General features: G+C 66.4%; 17 protein-coding genes and 1 riboswitch. Of the genes, 14 read left to right on the forward strand and 3 right to left on the reverse strand.

Annotated elements, in window-relative coordinates:
• Window positions 1-36 precede the first annotated feature (36 nt).
• Genes GOALK_RS02465 through GOALK_RS02475 form a run of 3 tightly spaced genes read left to right on the forward strand, consistent with a single transcriptional unit; the run spans window position 37 to window position 4,331 of the window.
• Entirely contained in the window at window positions 37-1,995 is a 1,959-nt protein-coding gene (locus GOALK_RS02465; RefSeq protein ID WP_006357207.1) for a primosomal protein N', read from the forward strand.
• Window positions 1,996-2,955 (forward strand): methionyl-tRNA formyltransferase, encoded by a 960-nt coding sequence (gene fmt / locus GOALK_RS02470; RefSeq protein WP_006357208.1) that lies wholly within the window; start codon window positions 1,996-1,998, stop codon window positions 2,953-2,955.
• Window positions 2,952-4,331 (forward strand): RsmB/NOP family class I SAM-dependent RNA methyltransferase, encoded by a 1,380-nt coding sequence (locus GOALK_RS02475; protein ID WP_006357209.1) that lies wholly within the window; start codon window positions 2,952-2,954, stop codon window positions 4,329-4,331. The genes fmt and GOALK_RS02475 overlap by 4 nt, the downstream gene beginning before the upstream one ends.
• Window positions 4,332-4,335: 4 nt before the next feature.
• Here GOALK_RS02475 and GOALK_RS02480 read toward each other — a convergent pair whose 3' ends face one another.
• The 3 genes from GOALK_RS02480 to GOALK_RS02490 are packed head-to-tail and all read right to left on the reverse strand — an operon-like array spanning window position 4,336 to window position 5,788.
• On the reverse strand, window positions 4,336-4,980 hold the full coding sequence (locus GOALK_RS02480; protein WP_006357210.1) for a dihydrofolate reductase family protein: 645 nt from the start codon (window positions 4,978-4,980) through the stop codon (window positions 4,336-4,338).
• Entirely contained in the window at window positions 4,977-5,456 is a 480-nt protein-coding gene (locus GOALK_RS02485) for an SRPBCC domain-containing protein (RefSeq protein ID WP_006357211.1), read from the reverse strand. Before GOALK_RS02485 ends, GOALK_RS02480 begins: the two co-directional genes overlap by 4 nt.
• Complete coding sequence (locus GOALK_RS02490; RefSeq protein WP_006357212.1) at window positions 5,453-5,788, reverse strand: ArsR/SmtB family transcription factor; 336 nt, start codon at window positions 5,786-5,788, stop codon at window positions 5,453-5,455. The genes GOALK_RS02485 and GOALK_RS02490 overlap by 4 nt, the downstream gene beginning before the upstream one ends.
• Before the next feature lie 111 nt (window positions 5,789-5,899).
• Here GOALK_RS02490 and GOALK_RS02495 point away from each other — a divergent pair, with 111 nt between their 5' ends.
• The 11 genes from GOALK_RS02495 to GOALK_RS02545 all read left to right on the forward strand — a co-directional run bounded on the left by GOALK_RS02495 (window position 5,900) and on the right by GOALK_RS02545 (window position 16,591).
• Complete coding sequence (locus GOALK_RS02495; RefSeq protein WP_040003943.1) at window positions 5,900-7,237, forward strand: 13E12 repeat family protein; 1,338 nt, start codon at window positions 5,900-5,902, stop codon at window positions 7,235-7,237.
• A gap of 31 nt (window positions 7,238-7,268) precedes the next feature.
• The gene (locus tag GOALK_RS02500; protein ID WP_006357214.1) at window positions 7,269-7,859 is read left to right on the forward strand and encodes a GNAT family N-acetyltransferase; all 591 of its coding nucleotides are present in this window, start codon (window positions 7,269-7,271) and stop codon (window positions 7,857-7,859) included.
• An 81-nt stretch (window positions 7,860-7,940) separates the two neighbouring features.
• Window positions 7,941-8,246 carry a hypothetical protein gene (locus GOALK_RS02505; RefSeq protein ID WP_006357215.1) on the forward strand — a complete coding sequence of 102 codons (306 nt, stop codon included), beginning with the start codon at window positions 7,941-7,943 and terminating at the stop codon, window positions 8,244-8,246.
• Window positions 8,246-10,765 carry a TPR repeat domain-containing protein gene (locus GOALK_RS02510; RefSeq protein ID WP_006357216.1) on the forward strand — a complete coding sequence of 840 codons (2,520 nt, stop codon included), beginning with the start codon at window positions 8,246-8,248 and terminating at the stop codon, window positions 10,763-10,765. Before GOALK_RS02505 ends, GOALK_RS02510 begins: the two co-directional genes overlap by 1 nt.
• Window positions 10,746-11,540: a hypothetical protein gene (locus GOALK_RS02515; protein WP_232283135.1), complete on the forward strand. Its 795-nt coding sequence runs from the start codon at window positions 10,746-10,748 to the stop codon at window positions 11,538-11,540. The genes GOALK_RS02510 and GOALK_RS02515 overlap by 20 nt, the downstream gene beginning before the upstream one ends.
• A gap of 53 nt (window positions 11,541-11,593) precedes the next feature.
• Window positions 11,594-12,298: a ribulose-phosphate 3-epimerase gene (gene rpe / locus GOALK_RS02520; RefSeq protein ID WP_040003945.1), complete on the forward strand. Its 705-nt coding sequence runs from the start codon at window positions 11,594-11,596 to the stop codon at window positions 12,296-12,298.
• Between the two features lie 8 nt (window positions 12,299-12,306).
• On the forward strand, window positions 12,307-13,332 hold the full coding sequence (gene ribD, locus GOALK_RS02525; protein WP_006357219.1) for a bifunctional diaminohydroxyphosphoribosylaminopyrimidine deaminase/5-amino-6-(5-phosphoribosylamino)uracil reductase RibD: 1,026 nt from the start codon (window positions 12,307-12,309) through the stop codon (window positions 13,330-13,332).
• Window positions 13,333-13,426: 94 nt separating this feature from the next.
• Window positions 13,427-13,583: riboswitch (FMN riboswitch) on the forward strand.
• A gap of 44 nt (window positions 13,584-13,627) precedes the next feature.
• Window positions 13,628-14,269 carry a riboflavin synthase gene (locus GOALK_RS02530; RefSeq protein WP_006357220.1) on the forward strand — a complete coding sequence of 214 codons (642 nt, stop codon included), beginning with the start codon at window positions 13,628-13,630 and terminating at the stop codon, window positions 14,267-14,269.
• A 38-nt stretch (window positions 14,270-14,307) separates the two neighbouring features.
• Window positions 14,308-15,621: a bifunctional 3,4-dihydroxy-2-butanone-4-phosphate synthase/GTP cyclohydrolase II gene (locus tag GOALK_RS02535; protein ID WP_006357221.1), complete on the forward strand. Its 1,314-nt coding sequence runs from the start codon at window positions 14,308-14,310 to the stop codon at window positions 15,619-15,621.
• A complete protein-coding gene (gene ribH, locus GOALK_RS02540; RefSeq protein WP_006357222.1) occupies window positions 15,618-16,130 on the forward strand; it encodes a 6,7-dimethyl-8-ribityllumazine synthase in 513 nt (170 codons plus the stop codon). Before GOALK_RS02535 ends, ribH begins: the two co-directional genes overlap by 4 nt.
• A complete protein-coding gene (locus GOALK_RS02545) occupies window positions 16,127-16,591 on the forward strand; it encodes a PH domain-containing protein (RefSeq protein WP_006357223.1) in 465 nt (154 codons plus the stop codon). Before ribH ends, GOALK_RS02545 begins: the two co-directional genes overlap by 4 nt.
• Window positions 16,592-16,597 lie beyond the last annotated feature (6 nt).

Below are 16,597 nucleotides of genomic sequence, written 5' to 3' on the forward strand. Positions count from 1 at the left end.
GCACGGGTCCCGGCTGATTCGCTGCCGGTGGCACGTGTGCTGCCCATTCTCGGACTCGCACACCTCGACCGACCGTTCGACTACCTGATCGACTCCGATCAGGATGCGACGGCGGTCCCGGGGGTGCGGGTCCGCGTTCGGTTCGCCGGTCGGCTGATCGACGGGTTCCTGCTCGACCGCATCGAGAAGAGCGATCACCCCGGCAAGCTGGGTTGGCTCGATCGTGTCGTCTCGGCCGAGCCTGTCCTGTCGCCGGAACTGGCATCGCTGTGCCGCGCCGTCGCCGATCGCTATGCGGGCACCATGGGAGATGTTGTCCGGCTGGCCATCCCGCCCCGGCATGCGCGGACCGAGAAGGAGACGACGCCGGAACCGACGACCGTCGTCGAGGCCCCGGACCTCGAGGCGTGGCGACGCTATCCGCTGGCCGAGTCGTTCTTCGAGGCGATCGCCGACGGTGGCCACCCGCGTGCGGCGTGGCAGGCGCTGCCGGGGGAGGACTGGCCCCGCCGGCTCGCCGAACTCGCCGCGACGACCCTGGCGGCCGGCCGCGGCTGCATCATCATCGTGCCCGACCAACGCGACCTCGACCGGGTCTGGGCGGAATGCGAACCACTCATCGGCGATCAGGGGGTGGCGCTGGCGGCCGGACTCGGACCCACCGCCCGGTACCGGCGCTGGCTCGCCGCACGACGCGGTGCGGCGAAACTCGTGATCGGCACGCGCAGTGCGGTGTTCGCCCCCGTTCGCGACCTCGGTCTCGTCGTCGTCTGGGACGACGGCGACGACAGCATGGCCGATCCGCGCGCGCCGTACCCGCACCCGCGCGAGGTCGCGGTACTGCGGTCGCATCAGGAACGCTGCGCACTGGTCCTCGGCGGCTTCGCCCGAACCGCGGAGGCTCAGGCGCTCGTCGCATCGGGGTGGGCACACGACCTCGTCGCCGATCGTCCGCTCGTTCGTCACCGCAGCCCGCGCGTGCAGGCCATCTCCGACGACGACCGGCAGATCGCCCGCGATCCGATGGCGAGGTCCGCGCGAATCCCCGAGGTCGCCTTCGACGCTGCCCGTTCGGCGTTCGCCGCCGACCAACCGGTGGTGTTCAGCGTGCCGCGTCGCGGCTACGTGCCGTCGCTGGCGTGTACCCGGTGTCGCGAGCATGCTCGGTGTCGCGGCTGCAACGGACCGCTGCAGATGGACGGGAACCAGCGTCTGAGTTGCCGGTGGTGTGGTCGCCCGGAGCCGACCTTCCGCTGTCCCGAGTGTGGCAACACGAAAGTGCGGGCCACGGTCACCGGCGCTCGACGCACCGCCGAGGAACTGGGGCGCGCCTTCGCCGGTGTGCCGGTCCACACCAGCGGTGGCGACTCCATCATCGACGAGATCGAACCGGGCGCACGGCTCGTCGTCGCCACACCGGGTGCCGAACCGGTCGCACCCGACGGCTACGGCGCAGCGATCGTCGTCGACACCTGGGCACAACTCGACCGCGCCGACCTGCGCGCGGAGGAACACGCCGTCCGACGCTGGATGGCCCTGGCCGGCATGGTCCGGCCCCACGGCGAGGGCGGCCGCGTGGTGATCGTCGCCGACTCGACTCTCGCGCCGGTTCAGGCGCTGATCCGTTGGGACCCCGTCGGATTCGCCTCCATTCAGTTGAGTGAACGCGTGGAACTGGGTTTCCCGCCGGCGGTCACGATGGCCTCGGTCGACGGTCCCACGCAGGTCATCACCGACTTCGTCGAACACCTCGAGCTGCCCGAGGGCTCGGACGTTCTCGGACCGGTGCCGCTTCCGCCGGGGGTGCGGCCGCCCGCCGGTAGCGCCGAATGGGAGGCCGCTGCGGACGACGAGATGGACCGCATCCTGGTGCGGTTGCCGCGCAAGCACGGACGACTCCTCGCGCAGGCTCTCGCCGCCGGGCAGGCGCGGCGCAACACACACCGGCAGACCGGGCCGATCAGGGTTCAGGTGGACCCGCCTACGATCGGATGAATGCGCATCGTTTTCGCCGGCACCCCAGAGGTGGCCGTGCCGTCGTTGCAGGCCCTGCTCGACTCGCCGTCGCATGAGGTCGTCGGCGTCATCACCCGGCCCGACGCGGTGTCGGGGCGCGGCCGCAAGGTCGTGCGGTCACCGATCGGCGTCCTCGCCGACGAGCACGGCCTCGAGGTGATCACCCCGCGCCGCATGTCCGAACCCGACGTCGCCGAGACGTTGCGACGCTGGGCGCCGGACTGTGCGGCCGTGGTCGCCTACGGAGGCCTCGTGCCCGAGGATCTGCTGGCGCTCCCGACCCATGGCTGGATCAACCTGCACTTCTCGGTGTTGCCCGCGTGGCGTGGGGCGGCGCCGGTGCAGGCCGCGATCGCCGCGGGCGACGAGGTGACCGGTGCCAGCACCTTCCGGCTGGAGAAGGGGCTCGACACCGGACCGGTGTTCGGCATCCTGACCGAGACCATCCGGCCCACCGACACCAGCGGCGACCTGCTCGCACGTCTCGCCGACGCCGGGTCCGGCCTGCTCGTCAACACGCTCGACGGCATCGAGGCCGGGGAACTCACCCCCGAACCGCAACCCTCGACCGGCGTCAGCCACGCGCCGAAGGTCGAGGTCGAGGATGCGCGCATCCGCTGGGATCTGCCCGCGCACATCATCGATCGCCTCATCCGCGCCTACACGCCGGCGCCGGGTTCGTGGACGAGTCTCGACGACGCACGGATCAAGGTGGGCCCGGTGCGGCCCGTCGCCGAGGACGACGCGTCATTGCCGGACTCGGTTCGGGCCGAACCGCTGGCCCCGGGTGCGATCGCGGTGACCAAGAAAGCGGTGCTCGTCGGGACCGGTTCCACGCCGGTGAAATTCGGCACGGTACAACCGCCGGGGAAGAAGCCGATGCCTGCCGCGGACTGGGCCCGTGGCGCACGACTGACCGATGGGACGGTACTGGGATGAGTGGGGATCGAAAGTTACGGCAGAAGGACCTCGACCCGGCGCGCGTCGCGGCGCGGGACACGCTGCGCGCGGTTCGTGAGCGGGACGCCTACGCGAACCTGGTTCTCCCGAAGATGCTGCGGGATCGCAAGATCGAGGGTCGCGACGCCGCATTCGCGACCGAACTCGCCTACGGCACGGCGCGTGCCCAGGGGCTGCTGGATGCCGTGATCGCCGCAGCGGCCAAGCGTCCCGTCGAGGAGATCGACGGTCCCGTACTCGACGTGCTGCGGCTCGGGGCGTACCAGTTGCTGCGCACGCGCGTGGGTTCACATGCCGCGGTGTCGACGTCGGTGGATCTCGTGCGTTCCGAGAACGGGATGGGCCCTTCGGGTTTCGCGAATGCCGTGCTGCGCAAGGTGTCGCAGAAGACCGAGGAGATGTGGGTCGACGAGCTCGCGCCGTCGCCCGCCGAGGATCTCGTCGGCTATCTCGCGTTCCAGTACGCGCACCCGCGCTGGATCGCGGGGGTGTTCCGGGATGCGCTCGGGGGGTCGGCCGGCCAGCTGCAGGCGGCGCTCGCCGCCGACGACGAGCGGCCACCGGTGCACCTGGTTGCCCGCCCCGGCTACATCACCGCCGAGGAGCTGGCGCTGACCAGCGGGGGAGAGGAAGGCGACTACTCGCCGTACTGCGTGTACCTGCCCGGCGGTGATCCCGGCGACGTGGAGGCGATCCGCGAGGGCTACGCGGGTGTGCAGGACGAGGGCAGCCAGCTGATCGCGCGGGCGGTCACGGTCGCCGAGGTCGCCGACGACTCCGGCCGCTGGCTCGACATGTGTGCCGGGCCCGGCGGAAAGGCCGCGCTGATCGGTGCGCTCGCCGAGATCGATGCTGCCTGCCTCGACGCGATCGAGGTGTCGAAGCATCGCGCGGAGCTGATCCGGAAGGTCGTGAACGATCTGCCGGTGACCATCCACGTCGCCGATGCACGATCGAGTGGCCTCGAACCGGGATACGACCGCATCCTGCTCGACGCTCCGTGTTCCGGTCTGGGCTCGCTGCGTCGTCGCCCCGAATCCCGTTGGCGCCGAACCGCTGCAGACGTCGAGGAGCTCGTCGTGCTGCAGAAGGAGTTGCTGACCGAGGCGTTGAGGTTGGTCAAACCCGGTGGCGTGGTGGCGTATTCGACGTGCTCGCCGCATCCCGCCGAGACCACCGCGGTGGTCGCCGACGTGCTGGCATCGGTGGACGGGGCCCGTCAGCTCGATGCCCGCCCACTGGTGACCGTCGGCAAGCTCGGGCCGGAGCTGCTCGGCGACGGCCCACACGTGCAGCTGTGGCCGCACATCCACGGCACGGACGCGATGTTTCTGGCGGCGCTCACTCGGGATTAGACGTTCAGTTCTCGTGTGAGCCTGTAACTGCCGCCGCCACGCCTTCGTAGTCCGCGACCGCCGCTCGGCCGTTCGGCTCGTACTCGAGGATCAGGAGTCCTGCGGGCGTCGCGGTGTGGTGTCTCAGTCGGAAGCCCAGGTCGGTTGTGTTGCGACCGAACAACTGTCGGCCCGTGCCAAGTGCGGTCGGGGCCACGACCAAGCGCAGTGTGTCTACGAGACCTGCTTCGAGGAGCGACGCGGCGAGGGTGTTGCTGCCGTGGATCTGTAGTTCGCGTCCCGGCTGCGAGCGCAGGGCGGACACCTCCTCTACCGGCTCGCCGCAGAGGAGGGTCGCGGGCTGCCAGGGCAGTTCGGTGAGGGTGCTGCTTACCACGTACTTGGGGAGGCCGTTCATCCGCCCTGTGAACGGGTCGTCGGGGTCGGTGATCTGCGGCCAGTCGCGGGCGAAGGCCTCGTAAGTTCGACGCCCGAGGAGGAGTCCGCCGGCGAGGTCGAGCCACTCCGACGCCTGCCGGATGAAGGTCTCATCCATGTGCGGCACGAGCCATCCGCCGGCGGTGAAGCCGTCGGAGGTGTCCTCGTCGGCCGACCCGGGGCCCTGCGTGACGCCGTCGAGGGTGATGAATTCGGTGACGGTGATCTTCATTGCCGGGCTTCACTTTCCACCAGTTCGGCGAGCGCCGCGGTCACCGAACCCCAACCGTCGTAGAAGCCGAGGTTGTCGTGACGGTTGCGGTCGGACGGATTGCCATGGCGCACAACGACGTTGTATTCGGTCCCGTCCGCGTGGTCGGTGAGGGTGATCTCCGCGGTCATGGGGACGGGCGCGGGTACGGCCGGACGCCAGGAGCTGTCGATGGCGTTGGTGAACACAAGGCGCTCGTTGGGTTCGGCGACGAGGAAGGCGGCGTCCATGTGCGGGACGAAGGTCGTGCCGTCGTCGCTCATCTGGGTGACCAACGCGCCGCCGGGGCGCGGTTCGAGCCGGTCGACGCGGGTGATCGTCGGGGATGGCGTCCACCACTTCGCGAACTGTTCGGGTTGCGTCCAGGCATCCCAGATCCGTTGGCGCGGTGCGCGGATGATGCGGTGCAGGGTGAGATCCAGTTCGGGGTCGATCATGATGTCTCCTCGGGTTCGGTGACGAAGGCTTCGAGTCGGTCGGTGCGTTCGGTCCAGACGGTGCGCTGGTGTTCGAGCCAGGTCTGCAGTCGTCGCAGGCGTCGGCGGTCGAGCGTGCACATGCGGGTGCGCCCGGTCTTCTTGGTCATGACCAGTCCGCTGTCCTCGAGGACCTTCAGATGCTTCATGAACGACGGAAGGGTCATGGGGAAGGGGTCGGCGAGTTCGCCGACGCTCGCGGGTCCCCGCCCGAGACGTTCGACGACGGCGCGGCGGGTCGGGTCCGACAATGCGCCGAAGATCTCGTCGAGAGTCGCCGTATGGTTTGCCATGTGGCTATGTGTCGTACGGCTCGTCACTTAACTCAATGGTTAAGTGAAGGATCGTCTTCGGGTTGTGGAAAACTTCGGCGGAGCTGGCGATATCGGCGTACTATCGAATGTATGTACGAATCACCCTCGGGCGGAACATCGGGTCTGTCGACGGACGGTCTACGTGCCCTCCAAGGCCTCCTCGCCGGGATGCCTGCAGGCGTCGACGAGGCCGAGTCGGTGCGGCGGCTGACGCTGCTCGAGGAGATCAAGTCGGCCTGCACTGCGGTCCAGGTGCGTGAGACCGCGAATCTCGACCGGCTACGTGCCGACGATGAGGCTGCACGGAATGTTCCGCAGAAGCGGCGGGGCCGGGGACTCGCCGCCGAAGTCGGGCTGGCACGGAAGGTCTCACCGAAGAAGGGGAGTCAGTACCTCGGGTTCGCTCGTGCTCTGGCACACGAGATGCCGCATACGATGGCAGCACTCACAGACGGTGTACTGACCGAATGGCGTGCCACCATTCTCGTTCGCGAAACCGCTTTTCTGACTCGCGAATCGCGCGAGGAGATCGATCGGCGGGTGTGCGGTGACCGTGCGGAACTGGTGGGTGTGTCCGACCGCGAGATCGAATCGACGGCGAAGCGTCACGCCTACGAACTCGAGCCGGCGGCAGTGGTCGCGCGAAAGGCCAAGGCCGAGAAGGATCGGCGGGTTAGCGTGCGGCCGGCGCCGGATCTGATGACCCAACTCTCGGCGTTGTTGCCGATGACACAGGGAATCTCCGTATATGCCTCGCTCAAGAAGCACGCTGACTCCATACTCGGTGCCGACGATCGCACGCATGCGCAGATCATGGCCGACACGCTGGTCGAACGTGTCACCGGCCGATCCGCAGCGGAACCGGTTCCGGTGTCGGTAGACATGATCATGTCCGACGAGTGCCTGTTCGGGCTCAACGATTCGGCGGCCGAAGTGAAGGGGTACGGACCGATTCCGGCAGCAGTGGCACGGGAACTCGTCGCCGCGTCGGTGTCGCCCGATGGTGAGACCGCCTCGACGATGCGTCGTATCTATGCACGTCCGTCGGATGGCGCACTGGTGGCGATGGAGTCGAAATCGCGAACCTTCCCGGCCGCGCTCGCACACTTCGTCCGACTCCGAGACCAACGCTGCCGAACTCCGTACTGCGGTGCGCCCATCGCGGAGATCGACCACGCGAAACCACATCGCCACGATGGCCCGACCAGCGAGGCCAACGCCGACGGCATCTGTGTCACCCACAATCGGGCCAAAGAGGCTGACGGCTGGGGATATTCGGTTCGTATGGCCGGTGACATCCGGGTCATCGACGTCATCACCCCGACCGGTGGACGTCATCGGAGCACCGCACCACCGGCGATCGGGCACCAAAGTCCTGACCGCAGCGTCGTCGAGACGAAGCTGCTGCAGCTGCTCGCGGTCGCCTGAGCGGTGCCGGCGCCGGGTAACGTCCAACGGCGTGACGATCCGCCCTTTGATTCGGCCGGCGACTCCGGCTGACGTCGACGCTGCCGCAGATACTCTCGGCCAGGCCTTCGCCGACTACCCGTTCACCCGGCACACAGTCGACTCGCATGATCATGGCGACCGAGTGCGGTCGTTGCAGCGGCTGTTCCTCGCCGAGATCGGCATGCGGTGCGGACGTGTTTGGGTATCGGACGACCTTGCCGCCGTGGCGGTGTGGATCACACCGTCCTCGAGTGGCCTTGACGAGGCGTTCGGCGACATCGCATCTCGAGTCGTCGACCTCTACGGCGACAGAGCGGAGATCGCAGCGCGGGCCGACGAGGCAACTGCCGGTCTTCGGCCGGCCGAACCTGTCTGGCATCTGGCCACGGTGGGGGTCGCGCCGCATTCACAGGGGCGAGGGCTCGGTGCAGCTGTGCTCGAGCCGCTAGCGGCCGCGCAGTTGGAAGGGCACGTCGCCTACCTGGAGACCTCGTCCCCGGCGAACGTCTCGTTCTATGAACGACTCGGGTTCGAGGTGGCCGGGAAGGTGTCTTTGCCCGACGACGGCCCGGAGGTGTGGGCGATGACTTGTGGAAGGTGAATCCCGCATCTCCTTGTCTCGTACTAAGTTGTCCGAGGGGAGTGGTGTCAGGACGCTGGCGCCGGGAACGGGGGACTCACAGTGACTTATCGCCTGGAAGCCGAGAAGTGTGTGATCGAGGGCGTCGGCAAGACGTTGGCCGGGTGTTCGGACGCCACGCGGGCGCTCTGGTCGGGCAGCGCGGGATTCGCTGACGCAGCTGCCGCGATGCCTGGATCAGCGTTCAGCGCCGCTTGTGCCGGCAAGGACGACGTCATTCGTACCCTTCTTGGACGCGCGGCCGCTCGCATGGACGCGGTGTCGCAGACGTGCTATCAGGTTGCCACCGAGTTCGCCGATACCGATGGAGAGTTGGCGAGCGGTTTCCGAGCCATTTCCGTGTTCTGATGAGCCGACCGACTCGATCGACGGTCAACAGCTGGGATGTGATGGTCCTGCTCCAGTCCGCGAGCTCGCTGGAGACAACAGCTGAGAACCTACGAACCCAGACCAAGACGATGGCCGACGCACCGATGAACGTGACGGGCTGGTCGGGCGAATCCAGGCGCGCGTGCGAAGACCGTACGACGTCTGACCGAGACGAGATCAACAAGCTCGGCACCGAACTCAGCGCGGCCGCAAGGGTGCTGCACGACACCGCCGCCGCGATCAGCCCCAATCGCAGCACTGCGCTGACGAAAGCGCTCGGCCTTGAACTCGACAAGTTCAGCGTCTCGGACGACTGGACCGTGCGCGACGCTCGTGACTACGCGTCAGAGTTGGGCGGAGTGGAGGCCGGAAGCGCGGCCGAACAGTCGATCCTGAATGATCAGGCCACACGTGCAGAAGAGGCGAAGACAGCGACGCTGTCGCTACAGTCGCTCGCGGACGAGATCGGGGAAGACGACCGGAACGGTGCACGCGCGCTGAATGTGGTCTTCGGCAATGCAGAGATCAATGCTCCGCTCAGCTCGAGCTTTTCCGCAGGACAAGCAAGCCGCGATGTCCAGGCGATCATGAGGGGGAACGCGACGCCTGATCAGAAGGAGCGGTTCTACCGAGCGACCAGCCTGACACCTGAGCAGCGCGCGGCACTGGCGAGGGGTGACGATGCTGTCATCCCGAAAGAGCAGTTCGATTATCTAAAGGCCACCTACACCCCCATCTGGGGACAGAATGCGGATGGGTCCGCGCCCTATTCTCTCGACGCGTTGAAGCGTTTCGGAGACGAATACAGTGGTGCGGAACGGCTGAAGCTCAAGAACGCGCTCGGTGACGGTATCTACATGCTCGGCAACCCGAGTCTGCGGACGGACCAGCAGGTCGAGCCGGCGTTCCTTGCTGGGCCGCTGCAGCAGATGGGATTGGCGCCGGGGCCGAAGTTCGTAGGCGGCGGGATACATCAGCTATCCACGCCTGTCCGTGAGGTGTTGACCAGTCCTGCATCGAGCAAAGGTCAACTTAGCCTGCCCGATGCCTCCGCGCATTCAGGCGGCGACAAGCTGATCAATGATCTGAAGACTTACAAGGATCTCAAGTCCTTGATGGACATCATTGAAAATAGGTCCGACGACGGCGAAGGCACCTACGGTTCGAAGTCGGTGCAACTGGGCAGCGACGTCGATCGAGCGCTGATAGCTCGCGCTGGTGAGATCGCCAGTGGTACACAGGAAATGTACGTCACCGACCTCAGGACTATGGGGCACAGCAACATTTCGAAGCATGAGGTCGAAGATCTCCTCATACGAATGCTGGACGTTAGCGGGTCTGACCATATTGCGGTGCATGATGCGGTAATGGCTTCCACTGGGAAGGCTGCTGGCGGACCAGCATTGCTCGCGTACGACATCGATGGCAATCAGGGTTCTCTGAAAGATGCGGAAACGCTGAAGAATCTCATGACCTTCGATTGGACAGACGGCGCTGGTCATAAGGACGCGGGCGTCAATCGGCTGTTCAACTGGATGCCCGGCGCTGCTTATGGCGACGAGGCATCGTCTGTGGAGCAGTTGATGGATAACGAGCGTGCTGGAAAGATTGCTACAGAGCTAACCAAGTACTTTGGTGCGAACAAGGATTCGTTGATCGATATCAGTGCTGATGACAAGCGGGCATTGGGTGAACTGAACCCAGAGCTTGCACGGACACTCGCTGCCGCTATCGGTCCGCACACGGCGGTGATGGGCGGTGCGGACGCGGGTCTCTTTGGATCGTCGGGTGTATCGGAGGTAACCGGAGCAGAACTGAAGGCAATGTTCCAGATTCTAAATTCAGACGCTGAGGCTGGAAAAATAGTGAATTCGCTGACCGCGCTTCAGGTCGACATCCTTCAGGAAGAGTTTGGTAGAGACCACAATGACTACGGTCTTGGTGAGATCGCCGGCCGCATAGAGGGGGCGATGATCGGTGGGCTGGATTCACACATCCAAGAGACATTCGAAGATAAACGCTATGAAGCAGCTAAGGATGCTGCTCGGGCGGGAGCGCTCTTCGAGAGCGCTACGGCCCTCCTGAAGGTGACCGGCTTGAATCCGGTGGTCAGCGCACTGATCGACGGGACCGCGGCGGAAGTCAAGTTGGAACTCTTCGGACTACCCAAAGATCCCGACACGATAATCACCGACGAAGATACTGCAAAACTACGCCATGATGTCTATAACTCGGAGATTCAGCCCAACGCCAAGTATGTGCAGGTCCTTGAAGGGTATTTCAGGACCCACACGGATCTGGTCGATCAACCTGAATTTCGGAAATTGTTTGTCGGGCAGGAGGTCGATTTCGAAGAGATGAGACGAACCGGAGAAATGCCACCAGTGTCTCACGATAGCGCCGCAGCTACGTACATCCAGCAGTTACTTGAGTCTGACATGAGTTCCTTCGTGAACCGTCATAATGAGAATCACCACCATGCATACGGTCAGAAGTAGTCTGGTGCTTAAAGGCCACGGTTTTCTGACTGGGGTGTTGTGTACTCTGCTCACGCTTTGTGTCGCGTGCGGACCATCTCCGAACACCGGTGGTGATTCGACAAGTTCGTCGCAGCCGTCGGTGGCGGATCGGTTGCCTCCGAGGCTGCAGACCTCGTATCGATGGTTCGAAACTGATGTCCTTGACCTGGCGAGTTCGGAAGGAACGTTTGTACGCGCTTACACGGAGTCGTTCGAGTTGTCTTTTGAGGGCCAGTCTCCGCAATGGGGCTATCCCGGATTTGTCGAGGCCTCGCCGTCAGACATCGACGAGAAGGTCACATTCGTGCCCAGTGAGAGTTCGCACAATGATGTGGTGAGCACTTTGTTCTTCCGTCCACTGCGCCGAGTGGACGATGGTCCGAATGTGCGCATTGTGTTGTGCCGTAGTGAGATCTTCTCGATCGCTCCCAGTGCCCGGGGCGGTTCGCAGGAGTGGCGAAACGTGCACGCGCAATGGGGATTTCCTGTCACGATCGATCTCACGAAGTCCGGTGACGTTCTGCCACCCGCAGACCAAGCGGGCCCGGCGCCGGCGCCGGGCCGTTCGGTGTTCGGCAGTTGGAAGGTGACGGATTTCGACAGGCTCGGAGTCCGGCCGGAGAACTCTGCAGACATTGTCGCGTGCGACGCGTTGCCTGACAATCCTGACATTCCACGGATCGACATGTACTCCGGTCCAGACCCGGTGCCGACGCTTCCGTCTTACCCCGGGTGGCCGGCCAACGGAGTCTGAGACACCCGGACGCTTTCGTCCGCACCGACCCTCTCGCCCTACACTTGTCCACCATGTGCACCGCTGGTAACGCGCCGATGATCGCCCCGTCCATCTTGTCCGCGGACTTCGCGAATCTCGCCGACGAGGCGGCTGCTGTTGCCAAGCCCGGTGCCACCCGCGCCGACTGGCTGCACGTCGACGTCATGGACAACCACTTCGTGCCGAACCTGACGCTGGGTCTGCCGATTGTGGAGAGCCTGCTGAAGGCGACCGACATCCCGCTCGACTGTCACCTGATGATCGACAACCCCGACCGCTGGGCGCCGCCGTACGCCGAGGCCGGCGCCCACAACGTCACGTTCCATGCGGAGGCCACCGAGAATCCGATAGCCGTGGCCCGCGACATCCGTGCTGCCGGCGCGAAGGCCGGTCTGTCGATCAAGCCGGGCACCGCGCTCAAGCCCTACCTGGAGATCCTCCGCGACTTCGACACCCTGCTGATCATGAGCGTCGAGCCGGGCTTCGGTGGCCAGAAGTTCATGCCCGAGGTCCTCGAGAAGGCCCGCGCCATCCGCAAGTTCATCGACGCCGAGGACTTGACGCTGCTCGTCGAGATCGACGGCGGCATCAACGCCGACACCATCGAAGGGGCCGCCGAGGCCGGAATCGACTGCTTCGTCGCCGGATCGGCCGTCTACGGTGCCGCCGACCCCGGTCAGGCCGTCGCCGCCCTGCGGGAGTCCGCCGCAACCGCACGCGCCCACAGCGACATCTGACCCGCCACATGGACATCGTCGCCGCCATGGACATTGCCGTCGAGGCGTCGTTTGCGGCCATGGGTGTCAGCTCGCCCAATCCGCCTGTCGGAGCGGTGATCCTGACCGCCGACGGCGCCGTCGCCGGTGTCGGCGCGACCCAGCCGGCGGGCGGCCCGCACGCCGAGGTCATGGCCTTGCGGGCGGCGGGTGAGGCCGCCCGGGGCGGTACCGCGATCGTCACGCTCGAACCCTGCAACCACACCGGACGTACCGGGCCGTGCTCGCAGGCGCTCATCGAGGCCGGCGTCGCCGAGGTCCACTACGCGGTCAGCGATCGCAACCCCGTCGCCGCGGGTGGCGCCGACACTCTTCGGGCCGCCGGCATCCGGGTGACCGGGGGAGTCGCGGTCGACGCCGTGGAGAACGGTCCGCTGCGTCCGTGGCTCACCCGTCAGCGGCTCGGGCGGCCGATGGTCACCGCCAAGATCGCGGCCGGCATCGACGGCCGGATCGCCGCACCCGACGGCACCAGCCAGTGGATCACCGGGCCGGCGGCCCGCGACCACGCCCACCAGCAGCGCTCACGCCTCGACGCCATCGTCATCGGCACCGGCACGGCCCTCGCCGACAACCCGACCCTCACCGCCCGCACCGCCGATGGCGGGCTGTACCCGCATCAGCCGGCACGCGTGGTGCTCGGGCACCGCGACCTGCCTGCCGATGCCAACCTCCGCGGCGACACCGGAGGACCGCTGGTCTGCGTCGACTCCCACCACCCGGCCGACGTCCTCTCCGCCCTGCCCGACGCGCTCTGGGTCCTGGTGGAGGGCGGCCCGCACATCCTCGGCGCCTTCTTCGCCGCCGACCTCGTCGACGAGGTCCACGCCTACGTCGCGCCGATGGTCCTGGGCGCCGGACGCAGTTCCGTCGAGATCCCGGGAGTCACCACTCTGGACGACGCCAGACGGTTCGAAACCCGCGAGGTCACGACGCTCGGAAGTGACATCTTGATCGCACTCGACCGCTCATCGCGGGCATCGGCGCAGGACTGAGCGGGGCGAGATGCACGACACACCGGCGGCGATCTGTTTCGCTCAGCGAAATTCCAATGCGACTCCGTTCTCGCGTCGTGCTAGCGTCGATACCACCAGTTCTCGGGGCGGGGTGAGATTCCCCACCGGCGGTGATGAGGGTGCTACGGACATGCACCTTCCAGCCCGCGAGCGCCTGTCGGAAGACAGGGACAGCAGATTCGGTGAGAATCCGAAGCCGACGGTCATAGTCCGGATGCGAGAGAACAGGCGACACAGTGCCGCCCTGTCTGCTCCGAGCGAGCAGGAGGAGTGCGTGTTCACCGGAATCGTGGAGGAACTCGGCGTCATCGCCGACCGCGAGGATCTCTCTGATGCAGCCCGCTTCACCGTGCGGGGACCCATCGTCACCGCCGATGCCGGCCACGGCGACTCCATCGCGGTCAACGGCGTGTGTCTGACCGTCGTCGACCTCCGACCGGGCGAGTTCACCGTCGACGTGATGGGCGAGACGCTTCGTCGCAGCTCCCTGTCCGACCTCGCCGCGGGCAGCACCGTCAATCTCGAACGCGCCATGCCCGCGAACGGGCGTTTCGGCGGCCACATCGTGCAGGGCCACGTCGACGGGACCGGTCGCGTCCTGTCCGTGAGCCCCTCGGAGAACTGGACCGTCGTGCGCATCGGCGTGCCGGCGAAGCTCACCCGGTACCTCGTCGAGAAGGGTTCGATCACCGTCGACGGTGTGTCGCTGACCGTCTCGTCCGTCGGCGGATCGGGTGACGACTCGTGGTTCGAGATCTCCCTGATCCCCACCACCCTCAACGAGACCAACCTCGGTGCCACCAAGCCCGGCACCGTGGTCAACCTCGAGGTCGACGTGATCGCGAAGTACGTCGAACGTCTGCACCTCGGAAACACCCAAGATGTCCCTGCGCTTGATGTGACCGGGACGAAATGAGGACAGCGGGCGAAATGAGCACAACGAGTGAGGTTCTGATGAGCGAATCGCCGCGTGATGGTGACGACGCGGCCACCGACGAACGAGTCCAGCTCGACTCGATCGAACGGGCCATCGCCGACATCGCCGCCGGCAAGGCGGTCGTCGTCGTCGACGACGAGGACCGGGAGAACGAGGGCGACCTGATCTTCGCGGCCGAGAAGGCCACCCCGGAGCTCGTCGCCTTCATGGTCCGCTACACCTCGGGCTACCTGTGCGTCCCGCTCGACGGCGACGCCTGCGACCGCCTCGGTCTGCCCCCGATGTACTCGATGAACCAGGACAAGCACGGCACTGCCTACACCGTGACCGTCGACGCCCGTGAGGGCATCGGCACCGGCATCAGCGCCTCGGACCGCGCCACCACCATGCGTCTGCTCGCCGACCCGGAGGCCACCGCCGGTGACTTCACGCGTCCCGGCCACGTCGTCCCGTTGCGCGCCAAGGAGGGCGGCGTGCTGCGTCGTCCCGGCCACACCGAGGCCGCCGTCGACCTGGCCCGGCTCGCCGATCTCGCGCCGGCCGGCGTCATATGCGAGATCGTCAGCCAGAAGGACGTGGGCTCGATGGCCCGCTCCGACGAGCTGCGCGTCTTCGCCGACGAGCACGACCTCGCCATGATCTCGATCGCCGACCTCATCGCGTGGCGTCGTCGCCACGAGAAGCACGTCGTTCGCGTCGCCGATGCCCGGATTCCCACCCGTCACGGCGACTTCCGCGCAGTCGGCTACTCCAGCGTCTACGACGACGTCGAGCACGTCGCCCTGGTGAAGGGCGACGTCTCCAGCGACGACGGACACGACGTCCTCGTCCGCGTGCACTCGGAGTGCCTGACCGGCGACGTCTTCGGCTCGCTGCGCTGCGACTGCGGTCCGCAGCTCGACGCCGCGATGGAGATGGTGGCCGAAGAAGGCCGCGGCATCATCCTGTACATGCGCGGCCATGAGGGTCGCGGCATCGGCCTGCTGCACAAGCTGCAGGCCTACCAGCTGCAGGACGCCGGCGCCGACACCGTCGACGCCAACCTGGAACTGGGTCTGCCCGCCGACTCCCGCGACTACGGTCTCGGCGCCCAGATCCTCGTCGATCTCGGGGTGTCGTCGATGCGTCTGCTGACCAACAACCCGGCCAAGCGCGTCGGCCTCGACGGTTACGGCCTCCACATCGTCGACCGGGTGCCGATGCCGGTGCGCGCCAACGCCGAGAACCTGCGCTACCTTCGCACCAAGCGCGACCGGATGGGACACGACCTCGTGGGTCTCGACGATCACGCACATACCGGCGACGACGCATCTGAAGGAGCCCCTGCATGAGTGGTCACGGAGAACCGACCCTCGAACTCGCCGATGCCGGCAAGCTCCGGCTGGCGATCGTGTCGTCGCAGTGGCACGAGAAGATCTGTGGCGCACTGCTCGACGGCGCGGTCCGCGCGGCCCACGAGAACGGTGTCACCGAGCCGACCATCGTGCAGGTCGCGGGCGCCATCGAGTTGCCGGTCATCGTGCAGGCGCTGGCCCGCACCCACGACGCCGTCGTCGCGCTCGGCGTCGTGATCAAGGGTGAGACACCGCATTTCGATTACGTGTGCGACGCGGTGACCGCGGGTCTGACCCGCGTCTCGCTCGACGAGTCGACCCCGGTCGGCAACGGTGTGCTGACCACGCTCACCGAGGAGCAGGCCATCGCCCGCGCGGGCTTACCCGGTTCGACCGAGGACAAGGGCGCGCAGGCGACCGTCGCCGCACTGGCGTCGGCCCTGACCCTACGCGCGCTGGCACGCGGTGAGGCCCTGCCGAGCACGGTCGGAGGAGCATCGGCGTGACCTCCCCTCGATGGGACCTGGTCTATCGGCCGCGCAAGCTGCCCCGCTGGGCGATCGTCGCGGCCGTGATCGTGATGGCCATCCACATCACCTTCGGGCTGCTGCTGACGATCGAGGACGTCGGGGTCCGCAACCTCGGCAGCTCCGACCAGGTCGCGATCATCCTCATCGGTGTTCTCTTCACCGGCGCCATCCTGCTGTTGACCCGTCCGCGGCTGCGGGTGGGCGCCGAGGGTGTCGAGGTGCGCAACCTGGTGCCCACTCGACTCTTCACCTGGGACCAGGTACTCGGACTGACCTACCCGGAAAAAGGCTTCGGCGCCTGGCTGCTGTTCCCGTCCGACGAACACATCACCGTGCTGGCTGTGCAGGCGAACGACGGGCCGCAGGCCGTCGAGGCGATGGCCCGGTTCCGCGAGCTCGAAGAGCGCTATCGCGGGACCGTCCGACCCGCCAACTAGCCTGGA

It is taken from the genome of Gordonia alkanivorans NBRC 16433 (genome assembly GCF_000225505.1).
Lineage (GTDB): Bacteria > Actinomycetota > Actinomycetes > Mycobacteriales > Mycobacteriaceae > Gordonia > Gordonia alkanivorans.

What these genes read in the sequence shown, in the direction of transcription:
- fmt (WP_006357208.1), top strand. Translation starts at nt 1,996, where the DNA reads ATGCGCATCGTTTTCGCCGGCACCCCAGAGGTGGCCGTGCCGTCGTTG.
- GOALK_RS02475 (WP_006357209.1), top strand. Translation starts at nt 2,952, where the DNA reads ATGAGTGGGGATCGAAAGTTACGGCAGAAGGACCTCGACCCGGCGCGC.
- GOALK_RS02480 (WP_006357210.1), bottom strand. Translation starts at nt 4,980, where the DNA reads ATGAAGATCACCGTCACCGAATTCATCACCCTCGACGGCGTCACGCAG.
- GOALK_RS02485 (WP_006357211.1), bottom strand. Translation starts at nt 5,456, where the DNA reads ATGATCGACCCCGAACTGGATCTCACCCTGCACCGCATCATCCGCGCA.
- GOALK_RS02490 (WP_006357212.1), bottom strand. Translation starts at nt 5,788, where the DNA reads ATGGCAAACCATACGGCGACTCTCGACGAGATCTTCGGCGCATTGTCG.
- GOALK_RS02495 (WP_040003943.1), top strand. Translation starts at nt 5,900, where the DNA reads ATGTACGAATCACCCTCGGGCGGAACATCGGGTCTGTCGACGGACGGT.
- GOALK_RS02510 (WP_006357216.1), top strand. Translation starts at nt 8,246, where the DNA reads ATGAGCCGACCGACTCGATCGACGGTCAACAGCTGGGATGTGATGGTC.
- GOALK_RS02515 (WP_232283135.1), top strand. Translation starts at nt 10,746, where the DNA reads ATGCATACGGTCAGAAGTAGTCTGGTGCTTAAAGGCCACGGTTTTCTG.
- rpe (WP_040003945.1), top strand. Translation starts at nt 11,594, where the DNA reads ATGTGCACCGCTGGTAACGCGCCGATGATCGCCCCGTCCATCTTGTCC.
- ribD (WP_006357219.1), top strand. Translation starts at nt 12,307, where the DNA reads ATGGACATCGTCGCCGCCATGGACATTGCCGTCGAGGCGTCGTTTGCG.
- GOALK_RS02535 (WP_006357221.1), top strand. Translation starts at nt 14,308, where the DNA reads ATGAGCGAATCGCCGCGTGATGGTGACGACGCGGCCACCGACGAACGA.
- ribH (WP_006357222.1), top strand. Translation starts at nt 15,618, where the DNA reads ATGAGTGGTCACGGAGAACCGACCCTCGAACTCGCCGATGCCGGCAAG.